13 protein-coding genes are annotated in these 18,111 nt (G+C 67.5%); 7 read left to right on the top strand and 6 right to left on the bottom strand.

Annotation, left to right across the window (positions count from 1 at the left end):
* The first annotated feature begins 170 nt into the window (after window positions 1-170).
* The 4 genes from WC597_RS08685 (at window position 171) to WC597_RS08670 (ending at window position 6,452) form a co-directional block, all read left to right on the top strand.
* Window positions 171-1,373 carry an efflux RND transporter periplasmic adaptor subunit gene (locus WC597_RS08685; RefSeq protein ID WP_372692956.1) on the top strand — a complete coding sequence of 401 codons (1,203 nt, stop codon included), beginning with the start codon at window positions 171-173 and terminating at the stop codon, window positions 1,371-1,373.
* 3 nt (window positions 1,374-1,376) lie between these two features.
* On the top strand, window positions 1,377-4,655 hold the full coding sequence (locus WC597_RS08680) for an efflux RND transporter permease subunit (RefSeq protein WP_372692955.1): 3,279 nt from the start codon (window positions 1,377-1,379) through the stop codon (window positions 4,653-4,655).
* Window positions 4,655-6,088 carry an efflux transporter outer membrane subunit gene (locus tag WC597_RS08675; RefSeq protein ID WP_372692954.1) on the top strand — a complete coding sequence of 478 codons (1,434 nt, stop codon included), beginning with the start codon at window positions 4,655-4,657 and terminating at the stop codon, window positions 6,086-6,088. Before WC597_RS08680 ends, WC597_RS08675 begins: the two co-directional genes overlap by 1 nt.
* A 151-nt stretch (window positions 6,089-6,239) precedes the next feature.
* Entirely contained in the window at window positions 6,240-6,452 is a 213-nt protein-coding gene (locus tag WC597_RS08670; protein ID WP_372692953.1) for a hypothetical protein, read from the top strand.
* On the opposite strand, the gene WC597_RS08665 is transcribed toward WC597_RS08670, so the two are convergent.
* From WC597_RS08665 to WC597_RS08640, 6 genes are all read right to left on the bottom strand, one after another.
* A complete protein-coding gene (locus tag WC597_RS08665; RefSeq protein ID WP_372692952.1) occupies window positions 6,449-7,549 on the bottom strand; it encodes an HlyD family secretion protein in 1,101 nt (366 codons plus the stop codon). The genes WC597_RS08670 and WC597_RS08665 overlap by 4 nt on opposite strands.
* Window positions 7,550-7,562: 13 nt before the next feature.
* Entirely contained in the window at window positions 7,563-9,260 is a 1,698-nt protein-coding gene (locus WC597_RS08660) for an MFS transporter (RefSeq protein WP_372692951.1), read from the bottom strand.
* Complete coding sequence (locus tag WC597_RS08655) at window positions 9,260-9,835, bottom strand: TetR/AcrR family transcriptional regulator (protein ID WP_372692950.1); 576 nt, start codon at window positions 9,833-9,835, stop codon at window positions 9,260-9,262. The genes WC597_RS08660 and WC597_RS08655 overlap by 1 nt, the downstream gene beginning before the upstream one ends.
* Window positions 9,836-10,041: 206 nt before the next feature.
* Window positions 10,042-10,551, bottom strand: coding sequence for a GNAT family N-acetyltransferase (locus tag WC597_RS08650; protein ID WP_372692949.1), 510 nt, complete (start codon window positions 10,549-10,551; stop codon window positions 10,042-10,044).
* Window positions 10,548-12,623 (bottom strand): S46 family peptidase, encoded by a 2,076-nt coding sequence (locus tag WC597_RS08645; protein ID WP_372692948.1) that lies wholly within the window; start codon window positions 12,621-12,623, stop codon window positions 10,548-10,550. The genes WC597_RS08650 and WC597_RS08645 overlap by 4 nt, the downstream gene beginning before the upstream one ends.
* Before the next feature lie 187 nt (window positions 12,624-12,810).
* Window positions 12,811-14,904, bottom strand: a complete 2,094-nt coding sequence (locus WC597_RS08640; RefSeq protein ID WP_372692947.1) for a S46 family peptidase — start codon at window positions 14,902-14,904, stop codon at window positions 12,811-12,813.
* Between the two features lie 214 nt (window positions 14,905-15,118).
* Here WC597_RS08640 and WC597_RS08635 point away from each other — a divergent pair, with 214 nt between their 5' ends.
* The 3 genes from WC597_RS08635 to WC597_RS08625 are packed head-to-tail and all read left to right on the top strand — an operon-like array spanning window position 15,119 to window position 18,097.
* Window positions 15,119-16,291 (top strand): ABC transporter permease, encoded by a 1,173-nt coding sequence (locus WC597_RS08635; RefSeq protein ID WP_372692946.1) that lies wholly within the window; start codon window positions 15,119-15,121, stop codon window positions 16,289-16,291.
* Complete coding sequence (locus tag WC597_RS08630) at window positions 16,288-17,055, top strand: ABC transporter ATP-binding protein (RefSeq protein ID WP_372692945.1); 768 nt, start codon at window positions 16,288-16,290, stop codon at window positions 17,053-17,055. The genes WC597_RS08635 and WC597_RS08630 overlap by 4 nt, the downstream gene beginning before the upstream one ends.
* 37 nt (window positions 17,056-17,092) lie before the next feature.
* Window positions 17,093-18,097 (top strand): HlyD family secretion protein, encoded by a 1,005-nt coding sequence (locus tag WC597_RS08625; protein ID WP_372692944.1) that lies wholly within the window; start codon window positions 17,093-17,095, stop codon window positions 18,095-18,097.
* Window positions 18,098-18,111 lie beyond the last annotated feature (14 nt).

Here is an 18,111-nt window from a genome sequence, read left to right as displayed (position 1 = left end):
GGTGATGACACTCCACAGGTGAATAACCGTAGATCACATATGGCTTTGTCAACGCCTGTTGACAAGCGGCATGGCCCCGATCATTAAGTCACCACGCGTTGACAAGGCCGACTCCCCATCGGCCTCTGTCCGCACGACTGGGATTTACCTCCGACAGGGAGAATGCGCAGATGCGCGGGCTGAAGATTGCGGCTGTATCCGTCATGGCGACGGGTGCGCTTTATGGTTGTTCCCCCAAGGCGGAAGCTCCGGCGCAAGGCGCGCCACCGGTGACGGTGGCGACGCCGTTGCAGCAGAAGGTGCGCGACTGGGACGAATTCACGGGCCGCTTCGAAGCGATCGAGAACGTGCAGGTGAGGGCCCGCGTCGGCGGTTTTATTCAGGCGGTCCATTTCCGCGACGGTCAGATGGTCCAGCGCGGCCAGCTGCTGTTCACCCTGGACCCTCGTCCGGCGCAGGCTGCATTGGCCCAGGCCCAGGCCCAGGTGACCCAGATGCAGTCTCAGGTCACGTTGAGCCGCGCCAACCTGGCCCGCAGCGAGACCCTGCTGGCCTCGCAGGCGGTGTCCAAGGCCGAGTATGATTCCAACAAGGCCGCAGTAGACGCGGCCCAGGCCAATCTGGCCGCCGCCAACGCGGCCGTGCGCACGGCGCGTCTGAACCTTGAATATACCCGCGTCACTGCGCCGACCTCGGGCCGCGTGTCCGACCGTCGCGTCGATCCGGGCAATGTCATCGCCGGCGGTTCGTCGGCCGGGGACGTGCTGACCACCATCATCTCGGGCGGCCCGATCCACTTCGTCTTCGACGGCTCCGAAGCTGTCCTGCTGAAGTATCTGCGTGAAGGCGGCGCAAATCAGGGCGCGACCGTCAACGTCCGTCTGCAGGACGAGAGCACCTACAAGCACAGCGGCCGTCTCGACTTCTCCGACAACGCCGTGGACACGAACTCGGGCGTCATCCGCCTGCGCGCCATTCTGCCCAACGCCGACGGCTTCTTGCGCCCCGGCATGTTCGGCAGCGCCCAGGTCGCCGGCGCCGGTTCGTATGACGCCTTGCTGGTGCCGGACTCGGCCATCGGCACCGATCAGGCCCGCCGCACCGTCGCCGTGGTCAACGCCGACGGCACCGTGACGAACAAGGCGGTCCAGCTCGGCCCGATCGTACAGGGCCTGCGCGTCGTGCGTTCGGGCCTGGCCCCGACCGACCGCGTCATCATCGCCGGCCTGCAACGCGCGGCTCAGCCGGGTTCGAAGGTCACGCCCAAGAACGGTCAGATCCAGCCGGTCGCGGCCGATGCTTCGCAGGCGCCCGTCACCCAGGCGGCCCCGGCGTCCAGCGCCTCGTTCGCCAACTCCATTCCCGCTGGCTAAGCCATGAACATCTCCCGCTTCTTCATCGACCGGCCGATCTTCGCGGCCGTGATCGCGGTGGTGATCACGATCATCGGCATCGCCGCCTATCCGCTGCTGCCCCTGTCGCAGTATCCGCAGATCGCGCCGCCGACGATCACCATCAACGCCGCCTATCCCGGCGCCTCGGCCGAGACTTTAGCCGAGACCGTCGCCGCCCCCATCGAGCAGGAGGTGAACGGCGTCCAGAACATGCTCTACATCACCTCCTCGTCCACCTCGGACGGGGCGGTGGCGATCACCGTGACCTTCCAGCCCGGAACCGACCTCGATTCTGCACAGGTGCTGGTCCAGAACCGGGTCGCCCTGGCCGAACCCCGCCTTCCCGAGGCGGTTCGCCAGACGGGCGTCGTGGTCAACAAAGCCGAGAGCGGCTTCCTGATGATCCTGGGTCTGACGTCGCCCGACGGGACGCTGGATAACGATTATGTCGGCAACTACGCCAACTCGACGCTGCGGGACCGTCTTCTGCGCGTCGAAGGCGTGGGCGCGGTTCAGGTGTTCGGCGGCGGCAACTATTCGATGCGCATCTGGATCGATCCGGCCAAGGCGGCCGAGCGCGGTCTGACGGGCCCCGAGATCGTCGCGGCCCTGCGCGCCCAGAACGTTCAGGCCGCCGCCGGTTCCATCGGCCAGCCGCCGTTCCCCAACAGCGCCGCCTCGTTCCAGCTGCCGATCCAGGTTCAGGGCCGTCTGACCGATCCCGACGAATTCTCCAAGGTCGTCCTCAAGACGGACGCCCAAGGTCGAGTCACCTATCTGCGCGACGTGGCGCGGATCGAACTGGGCGCCCAGGACTACGGCATCCGCGGCTTCTTCGACGGCAAGCGCGGCGTCGGCGTCGCGATCGTTCAGCAGCCGGGCGCGAACGCGCTGGGCACCGCAGATCGGGTTCTGGCCGAGGTTGACGCCATCAAGGCCGATCTTCCGGCGGGCATGAACGTCTCCGTGCCCTACAATCCGACCGAATTCGTCGCCGCCTCGGTGAAATCCGTCCAGAACACCGTGCTGGAGGCCATCGTTCTGGTCGTCATCGTCGTTCTGGTCTTCCTGCAAAGCTGGCGCGCAGCGATCATCCCGATCATCGCCATTCCCGTGTCCCTGGTCGGCGCCTTCGCGGTGCAGCTGGCGTTGGGCTATTCGATCAACTCCCTGTCCCTGTTCGCCCTGGTCCTGGCGGTCGGCATCGTCGTCGATGACGCCATCGTCGTGGTCGAGAACGTGGAACGGGCCATCAGCGAAGGCCTCAGTCCGAAGGAGGCCGCCTACCGATCGATGCAGGAAGTCTCCGGCGCTCTGATCGCCATCGGTCTGGTGCTGATCTCGGTCTTTATCCCGACCATGTTCGTGCCCGGCATCCCCGGCATCTTCTACCGCCAGTTCGCGGTCGTGATCGCCTCGGCCTCGATCATCTCGCTGTTCATTTCCCTGACCCTTTCGCCGGCCATGGCCGCCCTGCTGCTGAAGCCGCACAAGAAGGACCATGTGCATGCCCGCAAGCCGGGCGTCCTGGGCGCGATCGTCTATTACGCCGGCTGGGCCGGGCGTAAGTTCAACGAAGGCTTCGACTGGCTGTCGGACCGTTACGGCCGCCTGACGGCGCGTCTGGTGCGGACGGTCGGCCTGGTGCTAATCATCTATGCCGGTCTGCTGGGCCTGACGGCCTGGCGCCTGATCGACACGCCTTCGGGCTTCATTCCCGAGCAGGATCAGGGCTTCCTGATCGGCGTCATCCAACTGCCGGCCGGCGCTTCGCTGGATCGCACGCAGGCGGTGATGGAACGCGCCAGCAAGATCATCCAGGGCACGCCCGGGGTGAACGGCACCGTGGCCTTCGCCGGCCTGGACGGCTCCAGCTTCTCGTTCGGCTCCAACGCCGCCACCATCTTCGTGCGTCTGAACGCGTTCGAGGATCGCACCAAGGAAGAGGCGGCTACGGCGCTGGCCGGGGCCATCACCCAGGCCACCGGTCAGATCGAGGACGCACAGATCTTCGTCATCGCTCCCCCCGCGGTGCAGGGCCTGGGCACCGGAAACGGCTTCTCGATGATGATCCAGGATCGCCAAGGCGCCGGCTATCGTCCGCTGGAAGGCGCGACCTTCGCCATGATGGGCGCCGCCGCCCAGGCGCCGACCCAGGTCAGCCAGGTCTTCTCGATCTACAACACCGCCTCGCCGCGCATCACCGCCGACGTCGATCGCGACAAGGCGTTGATGCTGGGCGTCCAGCCCGGCGCCGTGTTCAACACGCTGGGGGTCTATCTCGGCTCGTCCTACGTCAACGACTTCAACATGCTGGGCCGCACCTTCCGGGTGACGGCGCAGGCGGAGCCGACGTCGCGCGACGACATCGCCGACATCGCCAACCTGAAGACCAAGTCCACGTCGGGGGCCATGGTGCCGATCGGTTCGGTCGCCAATCTGGTGAACGACTCGGGTCCGGCCCGGATCGTGCGTTACAACCTGTTCCCGGCGGCCGAGCTTCAGGGCAACGCCGCAGCCGGGGTGTCTTCCGGCGAGGCGCTGCAGATCATGGAAAACATGGCCGCGCAGACCCTGCCCCAGGGCTTCTCCTACGAATGGACGGGTCTGGCCTATCAGCAGAAGGCGGCCGGTTCCGGCGCCACCATGATCTTCATGATGGCGGTGGTGTTCGTCTTCCTGGTGCTGGCGGCTCAGTATGAGGCGTTCACGCTTCCTCTGGCGGTCATTCTGATCGTGCCGATGTGTCTGCTTGCGGCCATCATCGGGGTGAACCTGCGGGGTCTGGACAACAACATCCTGGTCCAGATCGGGCTCGTCGTTCTGATCGCCTTGGCGGCCAAGAACGCCATCCTGATCGTCGAGTTCGCCAAACAGGCCGAAGAAGACCAGGGCATGAACCGGTTCGAGGCTGCGGTCGCCGCCGCCAAGACCCGTCTGCGTCCGATCCTGATGACCTCGTTCGCCTTTATCCTCGGCGTCGTGCCGCTGATGCTGGCGACGGGTCCGGGCGCGGAGATGAGGCAATCGCTGGGCACGTCCGTCTTCTCGGGCATGCTGGGCGTGACCTTCTTCGGCCTGATCTTCACGCCGGTCTTCTATGTGGTCAGCCGCTGGCTGTCATCGAAGCTGCCGCAAGGTGGAAAGCCCAAGCCCAAGCCGACCACGACCCCAGATACGGCCGTGCGTTACGACGAAACCAGCGACCTGACCGATCCGAACGCTCCGGCGCCCGCGACCGGCCGGGGAGGGGACATCTGATGACCCGCAACAAGACCCTCAGCTTCCTGACCGCCGCAGCGTCGAGCGCCCTGCTCGCCGCCTGCGCGGTCGGCCCCAAGGCGCCCATCGCCGACCTGCCCGTCGCCGGGACGGGGGGCTTCGTCGGCTCGGCCAGCCCCACCGTCTCGACCGCTGCGGCGCGAGACGACTGGTGGCGGCTGTATGAAGACCCGACGCTGGACGCCCTGATCCAGCAGGCCTTCGCCGAGAACAACCAGCTCGAAGCCGCCTTCGCCAACCTGCGCGCCGTTCGGGCGTCGCTGTCGGAGGCCCGCGTGGGCCGCTTCCCGACCACGACGACCAGCGCCCAGGCCCAGCGCAGCCGCGCCTCGGCCGCCACGGTCCAGGGCCTGCCCGCCGGTCAGGACGCGCCCGAGATCGACACCTATGACGTCGGTCTTCAGGCATCCTACGAGATCGACCTGTTCGGCCGGGTGGAATCCACCATCCGCGCCGCCCGCGCCGACGCCCGCGCCGCCGAGGCCGCCCTGGCCACGGTCCAGGTGACGGTGGCGGCCGAGACGACCCGCGCCTATGCCGACACCTGCTCGGCCAATGCGCAGATCGCGGTGGCCGAACGGACACTGGAGTTGCAACGCAACACCGCCAACTTGACGCAGACCCTGCTCGACGGCGGGGCCGGCACCGGTCTGGACGTGGCCAGCGCCCGCGCGGCCCTGGCTCAGACGGCCTCGACCCTGCCGACCCTGCGCGCGGCCCGCAACGAGGCGCTGTTCCGCCTGGCCACCTTGACCGGGGTCACCCCCGCCGAGGCCAGCCAGGCCGCCGCCGCCTGCGTTCGCCCGCCGCAACTCAGCCAACCGATCCCGGTCGGCGATGGTGCCGCCCTGCTGGCCCGTCGCCCCGACGTGCGTCAGGCCGAGGCCAACCTGGCCGCCGCCGCCGCCCGTGTGAACGTGGCCACCGCCAATCTGTATCCGCGGATAACCTTGGGCGGTTCCTATGGTTCGACGGCGCTGGACGCCGACGGCTTGGGCGATTCTGGCAATACGCGCTTTAGCTTCGGTCCGCTGATCAGCTGGTCGTTCCCCAATGTCTTCGCCGCGCGAGCTCAGATCAAGGCCGCCGGCGCCCGTTCGGACGCGGCGCTCGCGACCTTCGACCAGACGGTGCTGACGGCGCTTCAGGAAACCGAGACGGCGCTCAGCAACTACGCCAACGAACTGGACCGCCGTGCGGCCCTGACCGAGGCGCGTGACCAGGCGGCCCGCGCCGCCGACCTGTCGCGCCTGCGCTTCAACGCCGGCGCCGACAGCTTCCTGCTGGTGCTGGACGCCGAACGCACCCAGGCGGCGGCCGACGCCGCCCTGGCCCAGTCCGACGCCCTGGTCACCACCTACCAGATCGCCCTGTTCCGGGCGCTGGCCGGCGGCTGGCAGACCGACAGCTGACCGGTTCGCGACAGCGGAAATGACGAAGGGCCGGGCGACGCATCGCCCGGCCCTTTTCGTTCGTCCACAGTTCTTGCGAACATTTTGTTCCGCATTTGTTCTCGCCGTGCTCTAACTGTTTTCGGCGGTCGGCGGCGCGATGGAGGATCAGATGAACGACGGGATACTGGCCCATATGATGGCGGAATTGGATGCAGAGCTGGCGCGGGCGGAATCGTCCTTGCCCGCCCATCCCGAACACACGCGCCAGACCGAGATCATGCGCGCCCTGGCCTTGGGGCTGGGTAACTTCGAGCGGATGCGGACGCACGACGTGCATCTACTGGCCGCCAGCTTGTCGCCCCGCTGGGCGGCCTCGACCTAACCCGCGGTATTCACCTTGGCCACCACCGACATTCCGGGCGCCAGACGCCCGGCGGCTTCCTGACCGGGATCGATGCGGATGCGGACGGGGATGCGCTGGGCGACCTTGGTGAAGTTGCCGGTGGCGTTGTCGGGGCGAATGACGCTGAACTCGCTGCCGGCGGCGGGGGCGATGCGTTCGACGTGGCCGCGCAGGGTCTGGCCGCCCAGGGCGTCCACGGTGATCTCGACCGGCTGGCCAACGCGGATGTTCTTCATCTGGGTCTCCTTCATGTTGGCCGTGACCCAGACCACGTCGGGGACCAGGCCCATCAGCTGGGTTCCGGCGGTGACATACTGGCCCTGGCGCACGCCGATTTCGCCCAGACGGCCGGGGCGCGGGGCGGTGATGCGGGTGTTCGCCAGATCGATCTGGGCCAGGCGCACGGCGGCCTGGGCGTTCTCGACAGCGGCGGCCAGGCTGTCGCGGCCGACGACGGCGGAGGTGACGCCGGTCTCGGCGATGCCCTCAGCGGCGCGGGCCTGGGCGACCTGGGCCTGGGCGCTGCGCAGGGCGGCCTCGGCGATGTCGACATTGGCCTGAGCCACCCAGCCGCCGGCCTTCAGGGTGCGAGCGCGATTGGCGTCGGCTTGGGCGCGGGTCAGGGTCGCCTCGGCGGCGGCGATGGAGGCGCGCTGCTGGGCCACCGAACCGCGCGCGGAGGCCTGGGTCTGGGTCGAGTTGGACAGGGCGGCCTGCGCCGAATGCAGGCTGGCCTCGGCCTGTTCAAGCCGCTGGCGATAGATGCGGTCATCGACCTGGGCCAGCAACTGACCCTGTTGCACGGTCTGGAAATCCTGAACCGGCGCCTGGACCACATAGCCGTTCACCTGCGGGCTGATGATGGTGACCTGGCCGCGCACATAGGCGTTGTCGGTGCGCTGTATCGCGCCTTTGAACGGCGGAAGCTGCCAGGCGTAGAGCACCGCCAGCACCCCGAGCAGGGCGACGACGGCGGCGATCACGGTCCACAGCACGTTTTTCTTCGGCGCAGGCGCCAGAGCGGGGGCGGCGGCAGGAGCCGGTTGAGCGGTGGCGGGCGGGGCGGCGTCGGTCATGGCGGGTCTCGGTTCAATCTGCGGCTGCGACGGCGGCGGCCTGGGCAGCGGCGTCAGCAGTGTTGGTCTTGGCGTCGCGGCGCGCCTTCCAGCGCGGGCGGAGGTGGGTGACGGTCACCCAGGCGCAGCCCAGGGCCGCGATCACGGCGATGACCAGGAAGACGTCGTTGTAGGCCAGCACATTGGCCTGTTGCGTCACCTGTCGGCTCAGCAGGGCCGCGCCCTCGGCGTTCAGCAGGGCCGGGTCGGTGATGGTGGACGCATAGGCGCCCGACAGCTGGCGCAGGCGCAGCGCGACCTGCGGGTCAAGGGCCGAGATGCCGGCCGCCAACTGGTTGGAATGGTATTTCTCGCGGACGATCTGCAACGTCCCGGTCAGGGCGCCGCCGGCCAGACCGCCCACGTTCTGAAGCACGCTGAACATGACGATGAAGCTGATCAGGTTCTGCTTGCCCTGGGTCAGCACCTTGGCGATGCCGATCATCAGGGCCGGGCCGATGAACATGGCCGAGGCGAAGGCGATCAGGGCCTGGCTGAAATAGAGCTGGGCCGGACGCGTCAGGACCGTCGAGTGGCTGTCGATCCAGGCGCCGACCGCGATCAGGGCCAGGGCGATGGCGATCGGTTTGTTCAGTTTCTCCATATTCAGGGTGAAGGCGCTGACCAGGGTGCCGGCGATCATCGACAGCAGGATGACGACGAACAGCCCATGCAACTGGTCCGGTCCCAGGCCGACGACCGTCAGAAACCCAACCGCGCCCGAGGTCTGTTCGGTCAGCACCATGCGGATCAGCAGGATGGCCCCGAACAGGCGCAGCAGGTCCGGCCCCGTCAGCCAGCGGGTGTTGATCAGCGGGTTTTTCCGATTGTGCTCGACCAGGAAGGCGGCGGTCAGCAGGACGATTGACCCGACCAGGGCCCAGCCGATCCAGGGGGCTTGCGTCCACCACACGATCCGCCCCAGGCCCAGGGAGGCGCACAGCAGGGCCACCCCCGGCGCGAACAGGGCGAAGGTCAGGAAGTCCAGCCGGTCGAACACGCGCAGCCGCTCGGACGGCGGCAGCTTGACCACCTGCACCGCGCCCCAGGCGACAAGACACAGGCCCAGTTCGAACATGTAGAAGGCGCGCCAGTCGCCGAGTTGCAACAGGCCGGGCATGACCAGGCGAGAGATCGGCACGGCGAAACTGGCCAGGCCGATACCGATGATCAGCCCCTTCAAGCGGTGCGCCGCCGGGAAGGCCTGGATGATGTAAAGAAAGCCCAGGCTGCTCAGGCCCGCGCCCGCCATGCCGGCGATGGCGCGCACCAGCAGGGTCGATTGATAGTTGTCGACGAACAGGTGGGCGGCGCAGACCAGCACGAAGGCGCCCAGGAAGATCTGGGTGAACAGGCGCAGGCCATACTGCATCCGGAACTTGACCAGGATCAGGTTCATGCAGGCGTTGGTCATCACGAAGACGACCGGCAGCCAGGCGGCCTCGGTGATGGTGATCCCCAGCGAGCCCTGCAGGTTCTGGATGTTGGCGGTGACGGCGGCATTGCCCAGCGACCCGACCATGGCGACCAGCAGGCCGGTCAGGGCGTACTGGATCCGCATCGGCCACGAATGGTCGGGGGTGGCGGGCGAGCCGGGCATCATCGGCCGCTCGTGCGGCTTCAGCGTCTCGACATACTGTTCCCACGGCAGGTGCCAGTTGTTGCGGGCCATCAGAGCAGTCCCCCGCGAGGCTTCAGTCCATCGAGGATGATCGCGCGGGTTCGCAGCGACACGGCCTGACGCTCGGCCGCGTCGGCGCCCTGGAAGCCGGCGCCCAGCAGGGTGGCGATCAGACGGATGTCCATCGGCCGCAGATCCTCCCTCACCAGGCCGGCAGCCTGGGCCCGCGCCAGCGGTGCGGCGCCCGCCTCCATCAAGCTCTGCCGCAAGGGGGTAAGCGCATCCGGCGACCGCACGTTCCGCACGACCCCCGCCAGCCCCGCATTGCGCACCATGTCCTCGGCCAGCCGATCCAGGAACCAGAAGAAGGCGGACGGATCCTCCCCCTGTTCGGCGGTGCGCCGGCCCAGGTCCGCCACATCGGCCTCCAGCACCGCCAAGGCCAGTTCGGTGCGGTCGGTGAAGTGACGATAGAGGGTGCCGCGCCCGACCCCGGCTTTTTCGGCGATCAGGTCCAGCGGCGCGTCCAGACCCTGGTCGGCGAAGACCGCGCGCGCGGCTTCCAGCACGGCGGCGCGGTTCAGGACGGCGTCCTTGCGGACAGGTTTGAGGGCGGGGTTTGACATGGCAGCACGCTCAAATGGACACTGGTGTCCGTTTTTCAAGAGGTCACGTGCATCTTCCCTCTCCCATTGGGAGAGGGCTTGAGCGCACGGCGGCGACAGCCGTCGTTCTGGCGTGAAAGGGTGAGGGTCGGCCGTACGACCTGGCCCACCAGCCGACCCTCATCCGACCCTTCTGGCCACCTTCTCCCAACGGGAGAAGGATCACGTCAGAGCGCCTTCTCCAGCACCACGAAAGCCAGTTCCGGCCGGGGCGGATCGACGGGGAAGGGGCGGGTCTCGCCGGTGGGGGCATAGCCGCGTCGCTCGTACCAGGCGATCAGTTCGGTGCGGGGGCGGATGACCGTCATCTCCATGCGACGCGCGCCGAACCGGGCGACGGCCTCGACCTCGGCGGCGGCGAGCAGGCGGCGGCCCAGGCCGGACGCCTGCAAGGTCGGCTCGACCGTCAGCATGCCCAGATAGGCCCGGTCTTCGCCGACGCGGGCGACCTGGACGCAGCCGATCAGGACATCGTCGCGATGCGCCAGCAGGACGACCCGGTCGGGATCGGCGATCAGGGCCGTCAGCTCGTCCGCACTGGTCCGGTCGTCGAACAACAGGTCCGCCTCGTGCGTCCATCCCGCCTTGGCCGTGTCGCCGCGATAGGCGCGCTCGATCAGGGGGTGCAGCGCGGCGACATCGTCGGGCGTCGCGGCGCGGAAGACGACCTCGCTCACCGGGTTACGCCCAGCTCCTCGACCAGATGGTCCATGCCGTAGACGTCGCGCAGGGCGACGGTCACGGCCTGGGTGGTTACGATCACGCTGCGGTTCACGGCGCGGTCGTAGCCATAGGCGTTGCGCTGGGTCAGGACGGTGGAATCGAAGTTGGCCCCGATGATCTCGCCCTTGGCGTTGATGGCGGGCGAGCCGGACGAGCCGCCGATGGTGTCGGTCGAGACCGCCATGTCCATCACCGCGTTCGGGTCGATCCGGTCCCTGGCCGCCAGCAGTTTGGGCGCGACGGCGAAAGGCTCGGCGCCGGTGGCCCGGTCCCACAGGCCGGCGAAGGTGGTGAAGGCGGAAAACCGCTGGCCCGGCACGTCCGAACCTTCGACCTGGCCATAGGTCAGGCGCAGGGTGCCGGTGGCGTCGGGATAGACGGCGTCGCCATAGGCGGCGAAACGGGCGACGGCGAGCTGTTCCGAAGCGCGGTCGGTCGGCGCCTTGACCTTGTTCTCCCACTCGGCGCGAACGGCGCGGGCGTCGGCGTCGATCGACAGCACATACTGGATCAGCGGATCGTCCGAGGCCTGAACCGCCGCCAGACCGCCGGTCCACAGGGCGCGGCGCACGGCCGGGTCCGCCAGTTTCGTGCCGGCGACGACGCGGGCCGACAGACCCTCGGGGCTTTCCTTGGCCAGCAGGGTACGGACGTGCGGGCTGTCGACCGTCAGCCATTCGCGCGTCTTGGACAGCCACCATTCCAGCCGGATCTGCTCCAGCTCGGGATAGGTCGGACGTTCGGCGAACAGGCCGGATTCGACGCCGGGCAGGCGGCTGTCGGCGAACTCGGCCAGACGCTGGTCCGACGGCTTGGCTCGCTCCTGCGTGCCGCGCACGATGGCGCGCGCCCACTGGAACAGCTGCGATCCGCCCGCGACCGAGGTCGTGCCCATGGCCGTGCCGCCTTCCAGCAGGGCGGTGGGGGCGTAGAGTTCGCGGGCGATGGGCTGCACGGCCTTCAGCGCGCCCCACGGATCAGGGGCAGCGCCGTTCGTAGCGGCGTAGCGCTGCATGAAGTCGACCTCGGCCGCCGCCTTGGCCGTCATGAAGTTGGCGTCGGTCAGGGCGCGCATCCGGCCCAGGCCACGCTTGTAGGTGTTCTCGACGCCCACGATGGGATCCATCGCGATGAAGGCCTGATCCTCGCCCTCTTCGGCGTATCGGATCAGCCGCCCGCGCAACTCCGACGCAATCAGCTGATCCAGCGGCAGAACCACGTCGCGAATGGTGGCCAGCTGATCCATCGTCAGCAGGCGCTGCGTCGCGCCGGGATTGCCCGAGACGAAGACGGCCTCGCCCTCGGTCGGCTTGTCGGCGTTCCAGACGAAATGGGTCGGGGTCTCGACCGGCTTGTCATCTTCATACAGGCGGATGAAAGCCGCATCGATGGCGAAACGGGGGAAGGAGAAGTTGTCCAGATCGCCGCCGAAGGTCGCGGCGCGGTCTTCCGGCGCCCAGGCCAGACGGACGTCGCTGTATTTCCGATATTTGTAGAGCTTGAACTGGCCGCCGCGATACAGGCTGACGACCTGGCAGCGGATCTTGGGATCATTGCCGCAGGCTTCGGTCTCGATCCGGCCGGCCTCGGCCTCGCGCGCCTGGGTGAAGGCCTGGCCCTCAAGACCCTCGCCGGCCTTGTGCATCCGCTCGGTCACGTCGGAGATGTCAGTCAGGATTTCGGCCGTCGCGCCGGGACATTTGCGCTCGTCCTCGCGCGTCTTGGGCGTGAAGCCGGTCTCGCCATACTGCTGCTGCGGCGTGGACAGGTTGGCGACGCAGGTGGCGACGCAGTGGTTGTTGGTCATCAGCAGACCCTGGCCCGACACCACCCCCGCCGAACAGCCGCCGAACTTCACCGACGACAGCCGAACCCGATCCAGGAAGGCCTGGTCGATGTTCGTGCCCAGGGTCGCGTTGGCGCGGGCGATGGGGAAGTTGTCGTAGGTCCACATGCCCTCTTCGGCGTGCGCCGAAGTGGCGGCGAGAGCGAGGACGGCGGCGGAGGCGAGGAGAAGAGGGCGCATGGGATAATCCTATGTCTCCTCCCTGTTCGCGCAGCGAATGGGGAGGTGGCGCGGCGCGTCTTCAGCGCCGTGACGGAGGGGCTCTACGATACATGACAGGCGCTGGTGCGGTGGTGAAGAGCCCCTCCACCGCTTCGCGGTCCCCCTCCCCATTCGCAAGAGGCGAATGGGGAGGAGACGTTGGGTCCTAGCGACGCACACCCAGTTCGCGCAGCAGGCGCGGCTGGTTGTAGACGTTGCGCAGGGCCTCGGTGATGGCGGCCGTCGAGACCGTCACCGTGCGGTTCAGCTCGGGGTCGTAACCGAAGCTGCCGCCCAGCGAGTGGATGTTCCCATCGAAGGCCGCGCCAATGACTTCACCCTTGGCGTTGATCACGGGCGAACCCGAGTTGCCGCCGATGATGTCGTTGGTCGAGACGAAGTCATAGACGGTCGACTTGTTGACCTTGTCCTCGGCCGCCAGCCAGTCCTCGGCCGCGTTGAAGGGTTCGGCGCCGGTGTTGCGCTCGTACAGGCCGCCGATCTGGGTGAAGGGTTCGACCGTCACGCCGCGATAGGTCCAGCCCTTCACCTGGCCATAGGACAGGCGCAGGCTGAAGGTCGCATCCGGGTACAGGTTGGCGCCGTAAACCGCGAACCGGGCCTGGGCGATCTTCTCGCCGGCGCGGCTGGTCGGGCCGGACACGGCCGATTCCCACTGGGTGCGGACGGCCTGGGCCGCGTCGTCATTGGCAAGGACGAAGGCGATCAGCGGATCGCCCGAGGCGGCCAGTTGCTCCGGCGTCATGGCCAGGGCCTGGGCGCGGAAGGCCGGATCGGCCAGACGCGTGCCGTCGATCAGGCGCGCGGCGACCTGTTCGGGGCTTTCCTTGCCCAGCAGCGCCTTCACGTTCGCATTGTCGACGGTCAGATATTCGCGGGTCTTGGACAGCCAGAAATCGACGAAGATCTTCTCCAGATCGGTCGAGATCGGCGTTTCCGTCGCCAGGCGACGGCCCAGCGAGGCGATGTCGGCGTCCGAATAACCGGCGCGGCGCTCAGCCACCGGCTTGGCGCGTTCCTTGGAGGCGCGGACGATGGACTTGGCGTAGCTGTAGAGTTGCGATCGCTGGCCGGCCGCCGACTCCAGCTGGCGATAGGGCAGGTAGAGGTCGCGCTGCGCGGTCGAGACGCGCTCCAGATCGGCCCAAGGATCGCCGATGCGCTGGGCCAGGGCCGGGTCGGCCGCGACGCGCTGGCGCAGTTCCTGCTCTTCCGAACGCTTCGTCGCCATGAAGGCCGGATCGGTCAGGGCGCCCTGCTGGCCGTAGAAGACCTTGAAGCTGTTCTCCAAACCAAACAGCGGATCGACGGTGACGCGCTTGGCCTCTTCGCCGGTGGTCGAATATTCGAGCAGGCGGCCGCGCAGTTCCGACGACTGGATCAGGGTCAGCGGCATCTGCTGATCGCGCAGAATCTCCAGCTGGGCCATGGTCAGCAGACGCGAGGTCGAGCCGGGGTTGCCCGCGACGAAGGTGACGTCGCCGTCCTTGGGCGCATTGGCGTTCCAGGTCAGGTGATTGGGCGTGACGACCGGCTTGCCGTCCTCGTAGATGCGCAGGAAACCGGCATCCAGGGCGTAGCGCGGGAAGTTGAAGTTGTCCGGATCGCCGCCGAAGAAGGCCGCCTGGAACTCGGGCGCAAAGACCAGGCGCACATCGTCATACTTGCGGAACTTGTACAGCTTGTACTGACCGCCGCGATAGAAGCTGATGACCTGGCAGGTCAGCTTCTGGTCGTCGCCGCAGGTCTCCTTCTGAATCTTGTCGATCTCGGCGGCGCGGGCCTGGACGAAGGCGGCGCCTTCAAGCCCGGCGCCGGCGCCGGTGACGCGGTCGGTCACATCGACGATGTCGGTCAGGATCTCGGCCGTCTGCCCAGGGCATTTCTTCTCTTCCTCGCGGGTGGCGGGCATCCAGCCGTTCTTGACGTAGTCGTTCTCGGCCGTGGACAGATCCTGAACGCAGGAGACAACGCAGTGGTGGTTGGTCAACACCAGGCCTTCGTTCGACACCAGCGAGGCCGAGCAGCCCTGCAGACGGACGGCGGCGTTGCGCACCCGGTCCAGCCAGGCCTGGTCGATGTTGGTCCCGTACTTCTCGTTCACCGTGGCGATGGGGAAGTTGTCGAAGGTCCACATGCCCTCGTCGGCTTTGGCCGAGGTGGCGGGGGCCGACAGGACGGCGGTCGCGGCGCCGAGGGCGGCCAGCGAGGCGGTGAGACGAAGAGAGGGCAAGGACATGGAGGCGTGTTTCCCGGAGCGTGGGACGGCCTGTCCCATCTGTTATGTTGTAACTAGCGCCGACGAAGGGCCGGCGCCAAGAGGCTGCATCGCCCTTAATCCCCGGATTTCAAACCCGCAATGTCCGTGAGGCGGAACCCTTACCCCGATTTAACTTGGCCGTGAGGCGACGCGCGCTCAGATAGGCGGACGTACCGGGGGTTTATCGACGACGATGTCGCTTGCGCTTTCAACACTGCTGTTCGAGTGGCGCCGCTATATGGCGGCGGTCATGGCCCTGGCCCTGTCGGGGCTGCTGGTCCTGGCGATGACGGGGGTCTTCATCGGCATCGGCAAGGGGTTCACCGCGACCATCGAACGGTCGAACGCCGATGTCTTCATCATGCAGCCGGGCGCCAAGAGCCTGATCGGCGGACCGTCGGGCGTGCCGCGTCGTTTCATCCCGCTGGCCTACAACCACCCCGAGGTGGTCGAGGTCATGCCGCTGGACGGCGCAGGCGGCACCTTCCAGAACATCAAGAGCGTCGATCCGACCAAGAGCCAGGCCGACAACGCCTCCAAGGGCGCGCCGCGCCAGAAGTTCGTCCAGGCCAGCATCATCGACACCCGTCCGGGTTCGGTGACGATCCCGACCGACTATTCCCAGGAACTGGTCGATGCGCTGCGCCAACCCTACACCGTCGCGGTCGATGAGACGGCGCTGACGACCCTAGGCGTCAAGCTGGGCGACAAGGCCCTGTATAATGGCCAGACCGTCACCGTCGTCGGCGTGACGCGCGGCTATCCCAATATGATGCAGCCGGGCGTGGTCATGTCGCGCGACACCCTGCGGATGCTGGGCCAGGCCGACACAGGCGCGCGCGTCGGGCCGCTGATGGTCAAGCTGCGCGATCCGGCCCGCGCGCCCGTCGTGGTGGCTCAGCTGAACGCCATGGGCAACGGTCAGTGGAAGGCCTGGACCAAGCAGCAACTGGCCGACGCCAACGCCGGCGCCATGTTCGAAGAAGGCATTCTGGTCATCATCATCGGCGGCTGCGTCGTGTTGGGGATCATCATCGGCGTCGCCATCACCTGGCAGACCCTGCGCGGGGCCATCATGGCCAATATCAAGGAGTTTGCCTCGCTGCGGGCCCTGGGCGTCAGCATGGGCAGCCTTCGCCGGATCGTGGTCGAGCTCAGTTTCTGGGTCGGCGTCGTCGGCGTCATCGCGGCCATCGTCCTGACCTGGCTGGTGTCGTTGCTGGCGATGATGGGGGCGGTGATCATCGCCCTGCCGCTGTCGCTGCTGATCGTGGTCGGCATCGGCCTGATCGCCATCGCCATGGTGTCCGGCCTGCTGTCGCTGGGCATCCTCAAGAACAGCCAACCGGCGGACCTGCTGCGATGACCGATACGTCTTTTGGGCATACGAAGGTTCACGGCAAGCACGGCGACTTCGCCATCGAAGCCAAGAGCCTGGTCAAGCGGTTCAAGTCCGGCAAGGCCTGGGTCGAGGTGCTGAAGGGCGTCGATTTCGACGCCAGACACGGCGACCTGACCATGGTCATGGGACCGTCCGGTTCGGGCAAGTCCACCCTGATCGCGGCCCTGTCCGGCCTGCTGAAACCCGAAGAGGGTCGGGTCGATGTGCTGGATGTCGACGACCTGTGGAAACTGTCCTCGGGGCGGATCGACAAGTTCCGGCTGGATAACTGCGGCTTCATCTTCCAGGGCTTCAACCTGTTCCCCGCCCTGACGGCGCTGCAGCAGGTCGAGACGGTGCTGAAGTTCCAGGGGCTGACCTCCGGCCAGGCCCGGAAACGCGCCACGACGGCGCTGGAAGAAGTCGGACTGGGCCATCGCCTGCACCAGAGGCCGGCGGCCCTGTCGGGCGGCGAGAAGCAGCGCGTCGCGATCGCCCGCGCCCTGGCCAAGGATCCCAAGATCCTGTTCGCCGACGAACCGACCTCGGCCCTGGACGGCGAGAACGGCCAGGTGGTCATCAAGCTGCTGCGTCGCGCCGCCACCGAACACGGCGCCGCCGTGATCTGCGTGACCCACGACCCGCGCCTTGAGGCCTGGGCCGACCGGGTCATCCATATCGAGGACGGCAAGATCCTGGACGACCAGCGCCGCATCCCCGATCCGAACGCCATCCTGGCGTCCCACTAACCGACACGACGAATTCTCCTCTTAGGACGACACGCCAATGCCCGGCTTTCTGAAGAAAAAACGTACCTGGATCGGCCTGCTGCTGGTGATCGTTCTGGCGGTCGGCTTCATGCTGTTCCAGTCCGCCGCCAAGACAAAGAAGTCCGAGCAGGAGAAGGCTGCGGCCACCAAGGTCGAAAGCCCCTATGCGGCCATCGCCAACGGCAAGGTGGATGTCGAGGGCGGCATTATCCAGATCGCGGCCCGTCGCGGCGGCATCGTTCGCGATGTCCTGGTGCAGGAAGGCGACCGCGTCGTCGCTGGCCAGATCCTGGCCCGCCAGGAGGACGAAGAGCCTCGCCTGGCGGTGCAGAGCGCCCAGGCCGCCGTGGCCCAGGCCGAGAGCCAACTGGCCCTGATCCGCGTCGACATCCGCACCGCACAGCGCGAGCAGGAACGTCTGCAACGGCTGGTCGCCACCAACTTCGTCGCCGCCCAGCGGATGGACCAGGCCCAGGACGCCATCGCCACGGCTCAGGCCCGCCTCGGCTCCCAGACCGCCGCCGTCCAGACCGCACGCGCCCAGCTGGATCAGGCCCGCTACAACCAGGAACTGACCATCATCCGTGCGCCCAGCAACGGCCGGATCGTGCGCCGCTACGCCAACCCCGGCGCCGGCGCCTCGACGCTGAACGTCTCGAACATGTTCGACCTGGAGCCCGAGGCCCCGCGCATCGTCCGCGCCGAGGTGGTCGAGAGCGACCTGCCCAACCTGACCGACGGTCAGGCCGTCGAGATCAGCCCCGAGGGCGACGCCACCAAGGTCTATATCGGCGCGGTGATGCGTCGGGCGGCCGTGTTCGGCGCCCGCAAACTGGCCTCCGACGATCCCTCGCAACGCACCGACGAGCGGGTGGTCGAAGTGGTCGCCTCCGCCGGCGACGCGCCCCTTCTGATCGGTCAGCGCGTGCTGGTCAAGTTCATGAAACCGGGCGAGACCGCCGGCGCCAAGCGCGCCGTCGCCGCCGGCGTCGGCCCAAACCAGGCGATGCGCGCCCAGTAGGATAGCGGATCAGC

This window comes from Brevundimonas sp., assembly GCF_041648115.1.
Classification (GTDB): domain Bacteria; phylum Pseudomonadota; class Alphaproteobacteria; order Caulobacterales; family Caulobacteraceae; genus Brevundimonas.
This window is presented reverse-complemented; position numbering and strand designations above follow the sequence as displayed.

Bases quoted from the DNA above. Each gene is read 5' to 3' on its own strand.
- WC597_RS08685 (WP_372692956.1), top strand. From the start codon at position 171: ATGCGCGGGCTGAAGATTGCGGCTGTATCCGTCATGGCGACGGGTGCG.
- WC597_RS08680 (WP_372692955.1), top strand. From the start codon at position 1,377: ATGAACATCTCCCGCTTCTTCATCGACCGGCCGATCTTCGCGGCCGTG.
- WC597_RS08675 (WP_372692954.1), top strand. From the start codon at position 4,655: ATGACCCGCAACAAGACCCTCAGCTTCCTGACCGCCGCAGCGTCGAGC.
- WC597_RS08670 (WP_372692953.1), top strand. From the start codon at position 6,240: ATGAACGACGGGATACTGGCCCATATGATGGCGGAATTGGATGCAGAG.
- WC597_RS08665 (WP_372692952.1), bottom strand. From the start codon at position 7,549: ATGACCGACGCCGCCCCGCCCGCCACCGCTCAACCGGCTCCTGCCGCC.
- WC597_RS08660 (WP_372692951.1), bottom strand. From the start codon at position 9,260: ATGGCCCGCAACAACTGGCACCTGCCGTGGGAACAGTATGTCGAGACG.
- WC597_RS08655 (WP_372692950.1), bottom strand. From the start codon at position 9,835: ATGTCAAACCCCGCCCTCAAACCTGTCCGCAAGGACGCCGTCCTGAAC.
- WC597_RS08645 (WP_372692948.1), bottom strand. From the start codon at position 12,623: ATGCGCCCTCTTCTCCTCGCCTCCGCCGCCGTCCTCGCTCTCGCCGCC.
- WC597_RS08640 (WP_372692947.1), bottom strand. From the start codon at position 14,904: ATGTCCTTGCCCTCTCTTCGTCTCACCGCCTCGCTGGCCGCCCTCGGC.
- WC597_RS08635 (WP_372692946.1), top strand. From the start codon at position 15,119: ATGTCGCTTGCGCTTTCAACACTGCTGTTCGAGTGGCGCCGCTATATG.
- WC597_RS08630 (WP_372692945.1), top strand. From the start codon at position 16,288: ATGACCGATACGTCTTTTGGGCATACGAAGGTTCACGGCAAGCACGGC.
- WC597_RS08625 (WP_372692944.1), top strand. From the start codon at position 17,093: ATGCCCGGCTTTCTGAAGAAAAAACGTACCTGGATCGGCCTGCTGCTG.